This is a genomic window from Cobetia sp. MM1IDA2H-1 (assembly GCF_002916775.2).
In the GTDB taxonomy this organism is placed as follows: Bacteria; Pseudomonadota; Gammaproteobacteria; order Pseudomonadales; family Halomonadaceae; genus Cobetia; species Cobetia marina.
Window position 1 is genome coordinate 3011180 of the sequence record NZ_CM133225.1, and the last position, 16640, is coordinate 3027819.

The 16640-nt window shown below is 63.2% G+C and carries 14 protein-coding genes; 5 read left to right on the forward strand and 9 right to left on the reverse strand.

The features are described from left to right. Window positions 1–59: 59 nt before the first annotated feature. Window positions 60–1049, reverse strand: coding sequence for a YeiH family protein (locus tag BOH68_RS12805; protein ID WP_255303127.1), 990 nt, complete (start codon window positions 1047–1049; stop codon window positions 60–62). A 155-nt stretch (window positions 1050–1204) separates the two neighbouring features. Beyond that, complete coding sequence (locus tag BOH68_RS12810; RefSeq protein WP_077374875.1) at window positions 1205–2848, reverse strand: GMC family oxidoreductase; 1644 nt, start codon at window positions 2846–2848, stop codon at window positions 1205–1207. A 439-nt stretch (window positions 2849–3287) separates the two neighbouring features. Here BOH68_RS12810 and BOH68_RS12815 point away from each other — a divergent pair, with 439 nt between their 5' ends. From BOH68_RS12815 to BOH68_RS12830, 4 genes are all read left to right on the forward strand, one after another. Further along, window positions 3288–4514, forward strand: a complete 1227-nt coding sequence (locus BOH68_RS12815; protein ID WP_170877391.1) for a TRAP transporter substrate-binding protein — start codon at window positions 3288–3290, stop codon at window positions 4512–4514. Further along, window positions 4514–5095, forward strand: coding sequence for a TRAP transporter small permease (locus BOH68_RS12820; protein WP_077374878.1), 582 nt, complete (start codon window positions 4514–4516; stop codon window positions 5093–5095). Before BOH68_RS12815 ends, BOH68_RS12820 begins: the two co-directional genes overlap by 1 nt. A gap of 10 nt (window positions 5096–5105) precedes the next feature. Then, window positions 5106–6383, forward strand: coding sequence for a TRAP transporter large permease (locus tag BOH68_RS12825; RefSeq protein WP_077374881.1), 1278 nt, complete (start codon window positions 5106–5108; stop codon window positions 6381–6383). A 181-nt stretch (window positions 6384–6564) separates the two neighbouring features. Continuing rightward, the gene (locus tag BOH68_RS12830; protein ID WP_077374884.1) at window positions 6565–7323 is read left to right on the forward strand and encodes an IclR family transcriptional regulator; all 759 of its coding nucleotides are present in this window, start codon (window positions 6565–6567) and stop codon (window positions 7321–7323) included. A 244-nt stretch (window positions 7324–7567) separates the two neighbouring features. On the opposite strand, the gene BOH68_RS12835 is transcribed toward BOH68_RS12830, so the two are convergent. The 4 genes from BOH68_RS12835 to BOH68_RS12850 all read right to left on the reverse strand — a co-directional run bounded on the left by BOH68_RS12835 (window position 7568) and on the right by BOH68_RS12850 (window position 11182). After that, complete coding sequence (locus tag BOH68_RS12835) at window positions 7568–8044, reverse strand: universal stress protein (RefSeq protein WP_077374887.1); 477 nt, start codon at window positions 8042–8044, stop codon at window positions 7568–7570. Between the two features lie 48 nt (window positions 8045–8092). Next, window positions 8093–9436: a TRAP transporter large permease gene (locus BOH68_RS12840; protein ID WP_205632734.1), complete on the reverse strand. Its 1344-nt coding sequence runs from the start codon at window positions 9434–9436 to the stop codon at window positions 8093–8095. Next, window positions 9433–9999: a TRAP transporter small permease gene (locus BOH68_RS12845; protein WP_077374890.1), complete on the reverse strand. Its 567-nt coding sequence runs from the start codon at window positions 9997–9999 to the stop codon at window positions 9433–9435. The genes BOH68_RS12840 and BOH68_RS12845 overlap by 4 nt, the downstream gene beginning before the upstream one ends. A 118-nt stretch (window positions 10000–10117) precedes the next feature. Further along, complete coding sequence (locus BOH68_RS12850) at window positions 10118–11182, reverse strand: TRAP transporter substrate-binding protein (protein WP_254696541.1); 1065 nt, start codon at window positions 11180–11182, stop codon at window positions 10118–10120. Between the two features lie 451 nt (window positions 11183–11633). Between BOH68_RS12850 and pdxR the strand changes: the two genes are divergently transcribed. Beyond that, window positions 11634–13136, forward strand: a complete 1503-nt coding sequence (gene pdxR, locus BOH68_RS12855) for a MocR-like pyridoxine biosynthesis transcription factor PdxR (protein ID WP_077374893.1) — start codon at window positions 11634–11636, stop codon at window positions 13134–13136. A gap of 119 nt (window positions 13137–13255) precedes the next feature. Here the strand turns inward: pdxR and BOH68_RS12860 are convergent, their stop codons facing one another. From BOH68_RS12860 to thiO, 3 genes are all read right to left on the reverse strand, one after another. After that, window positions 13256–14719, reverse strand: coding sequence for an NAD(P)/FAD-dependent oxidoreductase (locus tag BOH68_RS12860; protein WP_077374895.1), 1464 nt, complete (start codon window positions 14717–14719; stop codon window positions 13256–13258). Window positions 14720–14836: 117 nt separating this feature from the next. Then, the gene (locus tag BOH68_RS12865; RefSeq protein WP_077374898.1) at window positions 14837–15223 is read right to left on the reverse strand and encodes a nuclear transport factor 2 family protein; all 387 of its coding nucleotides are present in this window, start codon (window positions 15221–15223) and stop codon (window positions 14837–14839) included. Between the two features lie 219 nt (window positions 15224–15442). After that, window positions 15443–16582: a glycine oxidase ThiO gene (gene thiO, locus BOH68_RS12870; RefSeq protein WP_077374901.1), complete on the reverse strand. Its 1140-nt coding sequence runs from the start codon at window positions 16580–16582 to the stop codon at window positions 15443–15445. Between the last annotated feature and the right edge of the window lie 58 nt (window positions 16583–16640).

Sequence of the window (16640 nt, forward strand, 5' to 3'; positions counted from 1 at the left end):
CCCTGCCAGTCATGGCAGGGCCCGTGTCGTTCTGCCCCCGTGCGCTCCATACCGTCAGGTCACACGCTGGCCAGCCCGAACTTGATGCACAGCGTCACCAGCACCAGCAGGAAGAGGGTTTCCACCACCATCAGGATCACCGGCTTCCAGCCCACCACCGCCAGCTTCTGGAACGACGTCTTGACGCCCAGCGCGGCAATCGCCGCCACCAGACACCAGCGTGAGAGGTCGGTGAAGCCTTCCACGGCGACGCTCGGCACCCAGCCGAGGCTGTTGATCAGCACCAGAGCCACGAAGGCAATCAGGAAGGTGGGGAACATCGGCACCTTGCCCCCCTCATCGCCATTGGCCTGGCGTGCACTGCGAAACAGCAGCATGAAGACCATCACCGCCGGTACCAGCATCGCCACGCGCAGCAGCTTGACGAAGGTGGAGACATCGCCGGTGTGCTCGGAAATGATGTAGCCCGCCCCCACCACCTGGGCCACGTCGTGGATGGTGCCGCCGAGGAAGATGCCGGCCTCGGTATCCTCAAGCCCCAGCAGCCGCACGATCAGCGGATAGGTGATCATCGCCACGGTCGAGAGAGTCGTCACCCCGACCACGGTCATGATGGTGTGACGCTCACTGGTGGCGTTGCGCGGCATCACCGCCGACAGGGCCAGTGCCGCCGAGGCTCCGCAGATGGCCACCGAGCCACCGGTCAACAGCCCCATGTCACGGTCCAGCCCCATCACGCGCGCCAGCAGCGCGCCGAACACGATGGTGGCCACCACCCCGAGCACCACCGTGATCACCGGGCCAACACCGAGACTTGCGACCTGCTCCAGCGTGATGCGCACGCCCAATAGCGCCACGCCGAGGCGCAGTACCGTCTTGGAGGCGAACTCGATCCCCGCCTTGCAGGGCCCGTCCTCGGAGAGAAAGTGCAGCGACATGCCGAACAGCAAGGCATACAGCAGCGTCGGGCCGCCGTAATGATCAGCGATGAAGGTGGTCGCCAGCGCGATGAGGATGCAGATCAGCAGGCCCGGCATGATGATGCGCACGCGCCCTTCCAGATTCCGCAACAGACGGGTAGGCGGTGTCGATGTGTCGTGAAGTGATGAGCTGTCGTGATTGGCCACGCGAATATCCCATGAAAAGGCAAGCAGGATGGCAGGGCCTGAGCCCTGCCCTGGAAGATGACAGATGCCGGTACCTGCTAGCTCGCCTGCGCCATCTCGCGCTGAGCCGCCTTGATCATGTCAGCGGCCTTCTCGGCGATCATGATGGTCGGGGCATTGGTGTTTCCCGAGACGATCACCGGCATGATCGAGGCATCGACCACCCGCAACCCGTGCAGGCCATGCACTCGCAGCGCGTCATCCACCACCGCCAGCGGGTCGTGGCCCATCTTGCAGGTCCCCGCCGGGTGATAGATGGTCTGGCTGAACTGGCGCGCGGCCTCCAGCAACTCCTCGTCACTCTCGTACTGCACGCCAGGCACATACTCTTCGCTGATCACGGCGGCCAGCGGTGCCGCCCGGGCGATACGCCGCGCCACCTTGATGGCGTCCACCACCACGCGGCGATCTTCCTCGGCACTGAGGTAGTTGGGCTGGATGGAGGGATAGACGCTGGCATCCGCGCTGGTGATGCGCACATGGCCGCGGCTGTGCGGACGCAACTGGCATACGGACGAGGTGAACGCCGAGAACGGATGCACGCCATCGGCGGGCTTGTCAGCACTCAGCGGCTGCATGTGGAACTGGATATCCGGGCGTGTCAGCCCCTCGCGTGACTGGGTAAAGGCACACACCTGGCTGGCCGCCAGGGTCAGCGGGCCGGTGCGTGTGAAGAGGTACTGGGTGCCGACCGCCAGCTTCTTGATCGGGCTGCGCACTTCATCATTGAGGGTGCGGCACTGGGTCTTGAACACCAGCCGCACCTGCAGGTGGTCCTGCAGGTTTTCCCCGACCCCCGGCAGCGCATGCAGGCATTCCACCCCGACACTGGCCAGATGCTCAGGGTCCCCGATGCCGGAGCACTGCAGGATCTGCGGACTGCCGATGGCGCCGCTGGACAGCACCACTTCGCGCTCCGCCCGCGCCGAGCAGACATTGCCCTTCACCTCGTACTCGACCCCGACCGCGCGCTTGCCTTCCAGCAATACCCGACGGCAGTGAGCATGCTTGACCAGCGTCAGATTGCTGCGCGTGAGCGCCGGACGCAGGAATGCCTTGGCCGTGCTGCAGCGCAGGCCCCGATACGTGGTCTGCTGGAAATAGCCCACTCCCTCCTGACGCTCGCCATTGACGTCCTGGTTGAGCGGAATCCCCGCCTCTACCGCTGCCTGGATGAAGCGCTCGGCGATCTCTCGCTTGAGGCGCAGATCCGAGACATGCAGTGGACCATCCGCCCCATGCCACTGGTTGGCCCCCCGCGCCTGGCACTCCGACTTGCGGAAATATGGCAGGACAGACTGATAGTCCCAACCTTGATTGCCCTCGGCGGCCCAGTCGTCGTAGTCCTCGCGCTGGCCACGAATGTACAGCAGGCCATTGAGCGAACTGGACCCCCCCAGCACCTTGCCGCGCGGCCATTGCAGCCGACGACCATTGATGCCGGCATCCGGGTCGGTCAGGTAGCACCAGTCGGTGGCGGGGTTGTGCATGGTCTTGAAATACCCGACCGGCACATGGATCCACGGATTCCAGTCCGAGCCACCCGCTTCCAGCAGCAGCACCTTGATGGAAGGGTCTTCGGTGAGACGATTGGCCAGTACGCAACCGGCGGAACCCGCCCCGATCACGATGTAGTCATAGAAGGCTTTGGCGTCTGCATTGGCGTAACGTGTTGTTTTCATTATTTTCTCAACCATATTGAGACATATTGTCTCGTAATCATGGTATCGAAAGCATGTTTCGTCAAATACGAAACAAAACGTCTCGTTTATTTTGCCAAAGCACAAGAACTGCCCTACATTGAGATTTGTCTCGCGCCGGCAAGGGATGTGAAACGCCCCCCGAAGCCGAAGCGGAGCCGAAGCGGAACCGAAGCGGAACCGAAGCGGAGCCGAAGCGGAACCGAAGCGGAGCCGAAGCGGAACCGAAGCGGAGCCGAAGCGGAACCGAAGCGGAGCCGAAGCGGAACCCAGTCACACGCTCGCTTTCGTCACGTGTGAAAAGACACCACAAGAAAAAGACGCCAACAGGTGTCATGACGCCAGGGAACACCAGATTCCACTGCGTTCAGCCCAGACTGCATCCCACCACAAAAGCAAACACAACACCGGGAGCACTACCATGCCAACGCCACTCAGCAAGTTGTCACGCCGTGACTTTCTCGACATCTCGGGCCGCTTCGGTCTGACCTCGACCCTGCTGGCCGCCACCGGCCTCGGCGCAGGTCTTACCGCGTCCACGCTGGCGCGTGCCGCCGATCAGGAGCAGCAGAAACGCTACAAGACAGCGCCCAAGTTCCAGCTGCGCTTCGGTGCCTCGGGCTTCAACGAGCGCAATCTCGATATCCAGAAGTCCGGCCAGCTGTTCTTCGCGAGGGATCTGGAAGAACGCACCAACGGCGCCATCCGCGTCGAATTCATGGGCAGCAACGAGGTCTGCAACCAGCTGGACTGCGTGGCCAAGACCCAGCAGGGCATCGTCGACATCTACTCGGCCTCCACCCAGAATTCCTCGGGCAGCGCGCCCTACCTGAACGTGCTCGACTTCGCCTATCTGTTCCCCACCGTCGCCTCGATGTTCCACTTCTTCTATCACAGGAAGAGCGAGCAGCTGCTGCGTGAACCCCTGCGCCAGCGCCACAACCTGCAGTTTTTGTTCACCCACTGTGACCTGCGCGGCATCATGCTCGGCCTCAAGTGGCAGGACAAACCGCTGGTCACCAGCATCGACCAGCTCAAGGGCACCAAGAACCGCGTCACCGGCACCCAGATGGGACGGATCGCCATGGAGCAGCTGGGCCTGAATCCGGTGCCGGTCGCCTGGGAAGAGACCCTCGATGGCCTGCGTCAGGGCCTGCTGGATGGCGCCGAGACCTGGATGAGCGCCGTGGCCTACGCCGGCATGGCCCCGGTGGTCTCCCAGGCCGTCGACCTGCGCTTCTTCGCCGGCACCGAGCACACCGGCATGAGCCTGCCCAAGTTCGACAGCCTCGGCGCAGAACTGCAGGACCAGGTGATGGAGTCCGCCTACTGCGCACAGATCTTCACCCAGGGCATGAACGAGGCCGGGCGCTTCGAGATCGTCGGGGCCACCGAGCACCCCGCCCCCGGCACCGTCTTCGCCGAGAACAACGTGCGCGTGGCACCGCTGTCGGATGCCGAACGCTCACGCGCGGAGCAGATGTGCTCGCCGGAATTCAATCCCGAGCCGTGGGAGCAATGGCGTGAGCGCCTCAACAAGTGGTCCGGCGGTCTCGACATCTATCAGGAAATCCATGCCGTCGCGCGTGAGATCTCCCGCGACACTGCCGCCGTCAACGTCAAGCCGCAGCGCTGGTGGAGGGGGTAATGGGCGATACCACCATCTTCAGCCAACCGACCAAGCACCCCGCCATCAAGAAGGCCGCGCCCTGGGCGCGTCCCTTCCTGTGGCTGGATGCTCATCTGGAACAGGTCGTCATCCTGATCGCCTATTCCGGCATGGCCGGCATCATCTTCGTCGAAGTCATCCGGCGCTTCTTCTTCGGCCTGCAGGCCCCCTGGAGCACCAGCATTCCGGTGCTGCTGTTCCTGTGGCTGACCTGGTTCGGCGCCTCGCTCAACGTCAAGAAGCGCACTCACCTGAGCCTCAACGAGATCCGCATGAAGCTGCCGCGCGGTGGCCAGTTCGCCTGTCTGATTCTGGATGCCGTGCTGTGGATCGGCTTCGGGCTGATGGTGATCTACTTCACCACCACCCAGGTGACGCTGGCCTATGACAACTACGCCATCGTGCCGGGCACCGACAACGTCATGCAGTGGTGGTTCTACCTCGCCACGCCGCTGGCGTGGGTGATGATCATCTATCGCGTGCTGCAGAATCTCTACGCCGACTGGGCGCGCTATCGCCGCGGCGAGTCCTTCAACCTGCAACCGTCCATCATGGACTGAGGAGGTCATCATGACTGACAGCATCTGGATCTCCCTGATCACGGCGGGCGTGACGGCCTTCTTCCTGCTGGGGGTGCCCATCTTCCTCGTCATCGGCCTGTGGGTGGTCGGCACCAGTCTGGTGATCGACTTCACGCTGGCCAATGTCGGGGTCACCCTCTTCCAGGGCCTGAGCTTCTTCGGCCTGCTGGCGCTGCCGCTGTTCATCCTCACGGGGGACCTGATCAACGCGGCGGGGATCGCCAAGCGACTCTCCGACTTCGCCTACTCGACCCTGAGCTGGATGCGCGGCGGCATGGGCATGTCGACCCTCGGCGCCTGTGGCCTGTTCGCGGCGATTTCCGGCTCCAACGCCGGCACCACCGCCACCATCGGCTCGATCATGCAGCCCGAGATGGTCAAGAATGGCTATGACGAACGCTTCGCGGCCGCCACGGCCGCCTCCGGCGGGACCGTGGGCATCATCATTCCGCCCAGCATCATCTTCATCGTCTACGGTTTCATGATGAATCTGTCGATCAGCGACCTGTTCATCGCCGGCATGGTGCCGGGCGCCCTGATGGTCATCGCGATGATGGTCGCCTGCTATCTGGTGGCCCGCCAAAATGGCTGGGGCCAGCTGCAACCCTTCAAGGCGGGCGTCAGCGCGAGGCTGGCACGCAAGGCCTATCTGGGCTTCGCGACCATCGGCGTGGTGGTCTACGGCATCTACTCGGGCAAGTTCTCGCCGACGGAAGCCGCCGCCATCACCGTGGGCTTCACCATGATCGCGGGACTGCTGATCACACGGGAAATCAGCCTGAAGAAGCTGCCCACCATCATGCTGCGCTCAGGCCAGATCGCCGGCATGCTGGCACCGCTGATCGCCATCTCGGTGGTCATGCAGCAGCTGCTGTCGGTACTGGGAGCCGGTCAGGCGCTCAGCGACATGCTCAGCGGTATCGACAACTACTATCTGACGCTTGGCACCTGCATGCTGATCATCCTGCTGGCCGGCATGATTCTGGAAAGCCTGCCAGTGACCATCATCCTGGCGCCGATTCTCGCCCCCATCGCCCAGCAGGCCGGCGTGGACCCGATCCACTTCTCGGTCATCTTCCTGGTCGGTGCAGCCATCGGCTTCGTCACGCCCCCCTTCGGGCTCAATCTGTATGTCGCCAGCAGCATCACCGGCATCTCCTACGTCAGACTGGTGAAGTACGTGATTCCCTACTTCATCGCCCTGATGGCCTGCTGGCTGGCCATCTGTCTGATTCCGTCTCTTTCCCTGTTCCTGGTAAACCTGTAACACTAGCCTCATCGACAGCCCCGCGAGGGGCTGTCTTCGTCTCATTGCCGCTGCGGACACCCCCGTTCCCGGTTGACGTGATGAATCGATGCACTGACGCCCTGCCAACCTGCACCTGACGGCCGACATGTCCCTTGAGACCTTCCGCGACACGCACCGACAGGCAGGATGAGGACACTAGATGAGCAAGGACACTCCCACGAATTCGACGCTCTTTCGCGCGCTGGGCCTGCTGGAAGAGGTCGTCACCGCTCAGCACCCCATCAGCGCCGCGGATCTCGAGAAGCGCTTCGAGATACCCAAGCCCACCGTGCACCGTCTGCTCAAGCAGCTGGAAGAACAGCAGCTGATCAGCCGGGATCTGGATGGCCGTCACCTGTTGCCCGGCCAGCGCTTCCGGCGCATGTCGCTGGGCGCACTGGCCAATGAGGGTCTCAAGGCGCCACGCCGCGTGCTGCTGGAGAAACTGGCCGGGAAGGTCGGCGAGACCTGCAACCTGACCCTGCTGGATGGCCACGAGGTGATGTACTACGACCGCGTGGAAACCAACTGGCCGGTGCGTATCCAGCTGGCCCCCGGCTCGCACCTGCCCTTGCACTGCACCGCGAGCGGCAAGCTGTTTCTGGCACTGATGCCGCTGCACCGTCGCCGCGCGCTGCTGCAGAGTCTCGCGCTCGAGGCCCATACACCCTGCACGCTGACCTCGCGGGCTACGCTGGAAGAGGCACTCGACACCGTGGTGCGCAATCAGCTGAGCACCGACGACGAGGAGTTCATCCAGGGCATGGTGGCGATTGCCGTGCCGGTCTTCGATGATGTCGGCCAGATCCAGGCCACCCTGGCGATCCACGCGCCACGCCTGCGCCACTCCATCGAGTCCTTGCTGGAATGGGCACCACTGATGCGCCAGATCGCCACTGAACTGGAAGGTACGCTATAGACCGTGGCTTCCCCGCTGCATCGCCCGAAAGACATCGCCCGAAAGACATCGCCCGACTGGCATAGCCCGAAAGAGATCACTCGACTGGCATCGCTCGACTGGCATCGCTCGAGTTGCATGACACTCAAACAGCTCGCCCCCGCAGACAGTCTGCTGTCCTGTAGGGGCGAGCTGTTTCATATGCCGTCTTGCTGCCTCCGCCTGTTTCCAAGGCGTCTCTTCCGGGGCGTCTCTCCCACTGGGCTCAGGGCGTCGGTACCACCACCACCGGAATGCTGGCGCGCTTGATCACCCCCTTGGTGACCTTGCCCGCGTAGGAGGCCACGAAGCCGCGCTTGTTGGTGGCCATGATGATCATGTCGCAGTCATGGCGCGTGGCGTAGCGAATGATCTCCGAGGCCGGATAGCCCTCCACCACATTCAACCCGGCGATCATCGGGCGTGGATCGCCGTCGTCATGGGTGCTCCAGAAGTCCTCCATCATCTTTTCCAGGTTCTCCCTCGCCTGATCGAGCCGTTGCTGCATCAGGCCCTCCAGCGTCGGCTTGTGACGGATGTTGACCTTGAGGGTGTTCATCACGTCATCCGACAGCGCCTTCACCGCATGCAGCACATGCAGCTCGGCGCCCGTCGCGCCCGCCAACCATACCGAGCGCGCCAGTACCCGCTCACAGTCTCCGCGCAGGCCCACACAACACAGGATTCGTCTGACTGCCGGCATATCCACTCTCCTTGCCGTTGATGAGAGGCATCAGGTGCCGCTGGCCTTTCAGTAACCCATCACCCTGGGTAGCCACAGCGAGATCTCAGGCACATAGGCGATCAGGAAGATGGCCGCCACCGACCCTGCCGCGAACGGCAATGCCTTGAGCGAAATCTCCTCGATGGAGGCCCCGCCTATCCCCGAGGCCACGAAGAGGTTCTCCCCCAGCGGTGGCGTCTGGAAGCCGATGGCCAGCGCACAGACCACCACGATGCCCACGTGCACCGGGTCCATCCCCAGCATGTACATGATCGGCAGCAGCACCGGGGTGAGAATCATGATCGCGGCCAGCGTCTCCATGAACATGCCGACGAACAGCAGGAAGACGATGATCATCGCCCAGATGAGATAGAGGTTGTCGGTCATCGCCAGCATGCCCTCGGCGATATGCGCCGGCACGCGTTGCTCGACCAGCAGCCGCCCGAACACCGTCGCCGTGAACAGGATCAGCAGCACGCGACCGGTGATCCAGGTGGTGGTTTCCAGAGTGCGCAGCGTCGGCTTCCACTTGAGTTCCTTGTGCAGGAAGATGCCGACGATCAGGGTGTAGACGATGGCGACGATGGCGGATTCGGTCGGCGTGAACAGGCCGCTGTAGATGCCGCCGAGGATGATGAAGGGCGCCAGCATCGACCAGATCCCCTTCCTCAAGGTGGCGCGGATATGTGTCCACGACCAGCTGTTGGTCAGCCCGCGATAGCCGCGTTTCTTCGAGATCACGTAGTTGATCATCAGCAGGAAGCCGGCGATCACCACGCCAGGCATGACACCCGCGATGAACAGTTTCGGGATGGAGAGTGTCTGGAAATCGCCATGCAGCGCCACCGCTTCGGGAGGTGGCTGCAGCCCCATGCCGGAAATCCCGAAGATCACCATCGGGATCGAGGGCGGAATCACCACGCCCAGTCCACCGGAAGACGCCGTGACCGCCGAGGCATATCCCCGGTCATAGCCGCGCTTGGCCATCGCCGGAATCATCAGCATGCCGACCGCCGCCGTGGTGGCAGGTCCGGAGCCGGAAATCGCGCCGAAGAACATGCAGGCAAACACCGTGGCGGCGGCAAGTCCCCCCGTCACCGGGCCGGCAAAGGCCTCGGCGATATCGACAAGACGCCGCGAGATGCCGGCGGCCTCCATCAGCGCCCCGGCCAGAATGAAGGCCGGCAATGCCATCAGCGGGAAGGCGCCCACCGAGGTAAAGGCGATCTGCACGAAGGCCATCGGGTTCTCGCCGATGCTCAGGTAGGTCGCCAGTGCCGCGACCCCCAGCGAGACGGTGATCGGTGCGCCAAGCACCAGCAGCAGGAAGAAGACGCCAAACAGGATATAGATGATGGTGGAATCGATCATGGTGTCCCGCTCCCGCGCTTGTCGTCATCATTGACGGATGGTCCTGTCTGCTTCAGCTCCTGCATTGCCTGGGAATCCGGGTCCACGATGTCTTCCTTGCGCACGAACTTGAGATAGTTGGTCTGGAGAATGCGCACCGTCATGGCGGTAAAGGCCAGCGGCAGGATCAGATAGAAGTACTTCATCGGCACGCCCATCGTCTGCGACTTCCAGAACAGGTTCATCTTGTTGAACACGAAGTCGTAGCTGTAATAGATGAATACCGCATTGAAGGCGATCCAGATGATATCGGTGAGCACGCCACAGGCGGTTTCCACCCAGCGCGGCAGAAAACGGAACTGGAAGGTCACGCGGTTGTGCGCCGACATGCGGGTGGCATAGACCGCCCCGAGATAGGCAAACCACACGAAGGCATAGGTCGCCAGCTCGTCTCCCCAGGGAATCGAGTAGCTGAAAAGGTTACGCAGCATGATCTGCGCGAAGAGAATGATGACGAACACCACCAGCAGGAACTGGCAGAGATAATTCTCGAGATTGTCCAGACATTTCAGAAATATCCGCATTCAGATACGTCTCCTGACATCGATGGCATTCGCCACCCCCTGCCTGGCGCCCTTCGCAGGACGACAGACAGGGGAGTGGCGGACGGGCCGTTGAAAGCCTCAGCAGCTCAGCGCGTCATCAGGGAGCGGTGGACGGATCACGCCCGAGTGTCTCGAGCACTTCCACCAGCTTGTCGCGCCCACCGATGCTGTCGTAGAAGTCCGGCCAGATGCTGGATGCCTTGGCGATCCATTCCTTTTCGTCATTGGCGGGCTGGGTGATGGTCATGCCGTGCTCTTCCACCAGTGATTTCTTGATGGAATCCTCGGTGGCCAGCAGGTAGTCGTAGCTGTGGGACGTCGCCTCTTCACCCGCCGCCAGCACCAGCGTCTGCTGCTCTTCGCTCAAGCTCTGGAAGGTGCCTTCGCCCATGATCAGCGGTTCCATCGAGAACACGTAACAGCTGTCGGTGACATGGTTCTGCACTTCGTAGAACTTCATGGCATCGATGGTGATGTAGGGATTGTCCTGGCCATCGACGACACCCTGTTGCAGGGCGGTGAAGGTCTCGGACCACGCCAGCGGGTTGGGATTGACGCCCCAGGACTGGTAGGAGGAGATCATGATCTCGTTCTTGGGCACGCGGATGACCATGCCGGCCAGGTCCTCGGGTGAGGCGACGGCCTGCTTGGAATTGGTCAGACGACGGCAGCCGGAATAGGCCCAGCCCAGAATGCGGATACCGGAATCGCGCAGGGTATTGTCACGCAGCTCATCGCCGATCTTGCCGTGGGTCAGCGCCTTGGCATCGTCAGGGCCGTGGATGACATACGGCAGGGTCAGCACGCCGACGGTCGGCGAGAAGGGCGTCAGGTTGTTGATCGCCACCACTGACAGATCCACCAGGCCCATGCTGGCGTTGTTGACGGTGTCCTGCTCGCTGCCCAGCTGGCCGTTGGGGAAGAGGTCAACCTTGATGTCACCGCCGGACTTCTCTTCCACCAGGCTTGCGAAGGTCTTGCCCAGCTCGTACTGGGTGCCACCGGCGGCGTCCCCCAGGGCCATCTTCCAGGTCGCGGCATTGGCGCCCCCGGCCATGGCCAGACTCGCGGCCATCACCGCGACGGCCAATGACGCCTTGAGCGCGCTGGCGCCAGAGAAGTCGCGGAGGTCTGCTGATTGGGTCTGTGTCGAGTCGATCATCTTGTCTGTCCCGTCGTTATTGTTGTTGCGGGCTCCTGACGGCTGCGTGTGACCGCGAGCGTGGCACTGCACCGGCACTCGTCAATGACGCCCTCTCTGCCTCCCACCTCCAGCAGTGTCGGTCTGTCATTCACGAGGTCCATCACACACTCATCTGCAGCCCTCAAGAGAGGGAGTGGGAAGTCGCGTCGTGCTGTCACTGTGCTTGCCACTTCACTTTCTTCCCCTGCGCCAGACCTCCATAGAACCAGTCCACTCCCATCGATGGGGCCAGTCTCGCCAGGCGCTTGCCCTGCCCCGCGCCGTCTGCCTCAATGAGGGCATTCCCGACGCATGACGAGGCGATCAAGCTCACCGCTCGCCCTGGACATGACGGGACAGGCAGGTATGAAAAATGCATGAAAAACGGGGACTTCCACGAAGATCCCCGCGACAACAACAGAGAAGATGCATGAGCCACCCGCTGTTTCACCTCGATGCCTCGCGCAAGGAAAGTCTGCAGTTCCAGATACGCGAGCAGATCTCGCAAGCCATTCTCGAGGGCCATCTGCCCCGCGATGAGGCACTGCCCTCCAGCCGCAAGCTGGCCCGCGAGCTGAATGTCGCGCGCAATACCGTGATGCTGGCCTATGACCAGCTGCTGGATGACGGCTTCCTGATCGCGCGCCAGCGCAGCGGCTATTTCATCAACCCCGACATTCTCAAGGGCCGCGCCGACACGCCGGTACGCCTCAATGACATCGACGCCGACAGCCTCGACTGGGATGAGCGCCTGGCCATCAAGCCCTCCGTGCAACGTGCCATCGAGAAACCCGGCGACTGGCACCAGTACGACTACCCCTTCCTGTATGGCCAGCTGGACCCGGAATTCTTCCCCACCCAGCACTGGCGGGAATGCAGCCGGGACTCGATGAGCGTGCCGTCGATCCGCAGCTGGTCGGTGGACCACATCAATCATGATGACCCGTTGCTGGTCGAGCAGATTCACCAGCGGCTGTTGCCACGCCGGGGAGTCTGGGCAAGCCCGGAGGAGATCCTGATCACGGTGGGGGCGCAGCAGGCGCTGTGGATCAGCTGCATGCTGCTGCTCAAGCAGGGCCAGCGGTTCGCGATGGAAAACCCGGGCTACGTCGACATGTACAACATCGCGCGTACCTTCACGGACGACATCCAGCTGCTGCCCATCGACGGCAAGGGCCAGCAGCCGGTGGAATCGCTCAAGGACTGCCGGCTGGTGTTCGTCTCGCCCAGTCACCAGTCGCCCACCGGCGTGACCTTGCCGCTGGAGCGCCGCCGCCAGCTGCTGGACATGGCCGAGACGGGCAATTTCCTGATCATCGAGGACGACTACGAAAGCGAGAGCAACTACGCCGACAACCCGACGCCAGCGCTCAAGAGTCTCGACCGTCACAAGCGGGTCATCTATGTCGGCAGCCTCTCCAAGACCCTCGCCCCCGGCCTGCGCCTGGGCTACATGGTCGCGCACCCCACGCTGATTCGTGAGGCGCGTGCACTGCGCCGCCTGATGCTGCGCCATCCGCCGACCAACAATCAGCGCGCGGTGGGCCTCTTCATCGCGCGGGGCTATCACGACAGCCTGCTCAACCAGATGCATCAGGTGATGCAGCGCCGCTTCCTGGTGATGCGCGACGCCATCCTGCGTCACCTGCCGATGATGAGCACGCCCTCCACCTATGGCGGTTCCTGCTTCTGGATGCACGGGCCGGCCAGCCTGGATGCCCATCGACTGGCCGCCCTCGCCCGCCAGCAGAGCATTCTGATCGAGGTGGGCGATCTGCACTTCTTCTGCGATCGCGATCGTCATCGCCACTACTTCCGCCTCGGCTTCTCGGCGATTCCGGAATCGCGTATCGAAGCCGGCATCATGAAACTGGCCGAGCTGGTGCCACTGGCGATGCAGGCACCCGACAGGGTCACTGACATGAGCGCCTGATTCTCGACAGTCACTAATGGCAAATGATTACCCTATAGATAAAAAAGAGGCTCCCTGACTGGCCAACAAGACGTGGCAATCAGGGAGCCTCTTGTCCTTCAGGCAACCTCACTTGCAGGCTACTGCGCCTCGTCCTTCATCGCATACCAGCGATACAGGCAACGCTGGCCGGTACGGCGGAATGGCGCGAACAGCGGCGACTCCACCTTGTTGAGCACATTGGGATACGGCAGGCGCGACTGGAAGATCGGCAGCACCAGATCCGCCGCGTCCCTGGCGATCCACTGGGCGAGACGCTTGCCCGCCTGGGCGGAATACATCACGCCGTTGCCGCCATAGCCCATGGCGTAATAGACGCTCTGCTTCGGGTCCGGCTGATGGATACGCGGCATCATGTCGTGACTGACATCCACCCAGCCCCACCAGGAGTAATCGACCTCGATGCCGGTCAGCGCCGGGAACTTGCGATGCATGTCGGCGATCAGCAGCTGCTCGTATTGCGCCTTGGGCGCGTCACGGCCTGACACGGCACTGCGGCTGCCGATCTGCAGGCGGTTGTCCGGCAGCAGACGGTAGTAATGGCGCAGCACGCGAGTGTCGGTCAGCACCTGGTGGGTATGAAAGCGTGTCGCCTCGATTTCCTGCGCCGTCAGCGGGCGCGTCACCAGCGAGTTGGACAACACCGGCATCAGGCGCTTGTCGAGCTCCGGATGCAGCTTGCCGGAGGTGTAACCGCCAGTGGCCATGCCCACCGAACGCGCCTTGACCACGCCACCCGGCGTTCTCAGATAGTGCACGCCATCGCGGGTCTCCCAGCTCTCCACCGGACTTGCCGGGTGTACCTTCACCCCCAGACGTCGCGCCTTGCGCAGATAGCCGAAGGCCAACTTGCCCGGGTGCACGCCGATGCCTTCCGGCTCGTGCATCGCGCCGCAGGCCTCTTCATCCCCGACCCACTCGTTGCGCACCGTGGCGCCATCGATGATGCGGGCATCGTAGTGGAAGGTCTCGCGCAACAGGCGCGCTTCCTTCTCCAGCCCCGGCATCATGCGCTCGCGGTGGGCGATATAAAGATGGCCGCCCGGCTGCGGATCGCAATCGATGTCCTTGATCAGTTCCTTGAAATTCTCCATGCCCTCGACGCACTCGCGATGCAGGCCATGGGCGGCCTCGAGACCGTAACGCTCGATCCACTGCGAACGTTTGAGGCGACCGGTGGCGCACTGCGCCTGGCCGCCATTGCGGGTCGAGCAGCCCCAGCTGACCCGATTGGCCTCCAGCACGGTGGCCTTGATGCCGTACTTCTCGGCCAGCACGATGGCGGCGGTGAGTCCGGTGAAGCCGGAGCCGACGATCACCACATCGGCATCGATATCGCCCATCACCGGACCATCATCCTGCGGCGGCTCACCGGCGGTGGCGACCCAGTAGGTCGGCGCGTAGTCGCGTCCTTCGCCGGGGGTGGCGCTCACTAGCGGGTCATAGGCCGGGTCATACGGCTGAGAAGCCTGAGTGGCCGAGCGCTGCTCTGACTCGCTGCCCACCTCATCTGGCCGGGCGCCGTGCTGCACGATAGTTTCCATCTCGAACACCTCCTCTCACCCGCAGGGCGCGCATGCCACAACCTGACGCCATGACGTGCTGCCCAGGGGCAAAGACAGCTTCAGAAACCGCTTCCCTGATCGATGCGCCGCTGGCGCTCAGACATTGACGGGCGGACGATTCTTGCGGAAGGCGTTCTTGATCGCGATCTTGCCGTCACGCAGCGTGAAGGCATCGATCATGCGCGCTTCGCTGCGCGCGCCATCAGCGGTGGTGCCGGTGTAGGTGCTGATGACGAAGCCACGCTCGCCATCGGCGAAGATTTCCGCGTCGATCCACTGGGCATCCGGCGCGTTCTGCCAGGCAGCGGAGAGGCCCGCGCGCACTGCGTCCTGACCGGCGAAGGTCTTGCCTTCGAGTTCCGGCCCGGCGATGGCGAGGAATTCGCAGTCATCGGTCATCATCGACAGGCAATCGTCGATGTCGTGACGGTTGAGGGCATCGCAGAAGGCACTCAGCAGTTCGATGGTGGCTTGGTGGGTCATGGGTCGGGCTCCGCAGTCTTGTTGTTGGGCTTGTTGGTCGAGCGTGTCGTTTGAGCAAGGGCATCAGCGATCGCTGTGCCATGCCCCGAGACTACGCCCCTGCCATCACTGCCCTTTAGCACCAGTTGGCGGCCAGCGATTGGGCCAGTTGGCGCCATTGCGGCGTGCCTGGTGCCAACTGGTCCCATCGTCCCCGCAAGCCCGCACGAGACAGCGGGGTCAACTCGCCAGAGCGGTGGCGATCTCGACTCCCGGCGGCGTGAAGGCCTGAGCCGACATGAAGCTCTCGCGGCCCAGCAGAATGTCACTGAGCAGACGCGTGGCAGCCGGCGCCAGCACCAGGCCGTTACGGTAGTGGCCCGCATTCACGTAGAGGCCGTGAAGGCCCGGTACCGCACCGATGAAGGGCGTGCCATCCGGCGTGCCCGGGCGCAGGCCCGCCCAGTGATGCTCCGGTTCAAGCTCGCCGAGTGCTGGCAGAATGCTCGCAGCGCTGGCATGCAGTGACTCGCGTGCCTCTAAGGTGGTGGACTTGTCGAAGTCCTGATGCTCCAGGGTCGAGCCGATCAGAATCCGCCCATCGGCGCGCGGAATCACGTAGCGGCCATCGCACAGCACCACCCGCGACAGCAGCGGGTCTTCCACGCGGCAAAGCCCCGCCGCCACCGGATTGAACACCATCATCTGGCCCTTCACCGGACGCACCGGCAGCAGTACACCGGCCGCGGCCAGCAACTTGCCGCTCCAGGCGCCGCCACATACCACGACGTTGTCTGCGCTGACGGTCTCATCAACCAGCCGTGCGCCCGTGACGCGGTGATCCGCGCCGATCATCAGCTCCTGCACCTCGCAGCCTTCGCGCACCTCGACACGCACATGCGCCAGCAGACGCGCACGCAGCGCCTGTCCGAGGCGCGGATTGCGGATACTGCCCAGCGTCGGCATCCACAGCGCCTGCTGATGGCCCGCCGCCAGATGCGGCTCGCGCGCGTAGAGCGCCTCCCGCCCGATCACCTCCAACGGCTTGTGCTGGGTGTGCGCCCAGTCCAGCGCCAGTGCCTCATCCTCCACCCGCAGGTAGATCAAGCCCTTCTGGCGGTATTCGGGGTCGATGCCGGTGGCCTCCTTGAGCGCCTCGGCAAGCCTGGGGTATTCGCCTTCTGACCAGCGTGACAGCGACGAGATGGCACTCGAGTAGCGCCACGGATACAGCGGCGAGACGATGCCGCCCCCGGCCCACGACGCCTCGCGTCCGCACTGGCCGCGCTCCAGCAGCGTGACCGTCTGGCCGGCCTCGGCCAGCTGCCACGCCATCATCATGCCCATCACGCCGCCACCAATGATCAGGGTATCGCTCATCTGCCTTGCTCCTGCGGGGGAATGAACAATCACAAATCTCATATTTCGATACGATTTG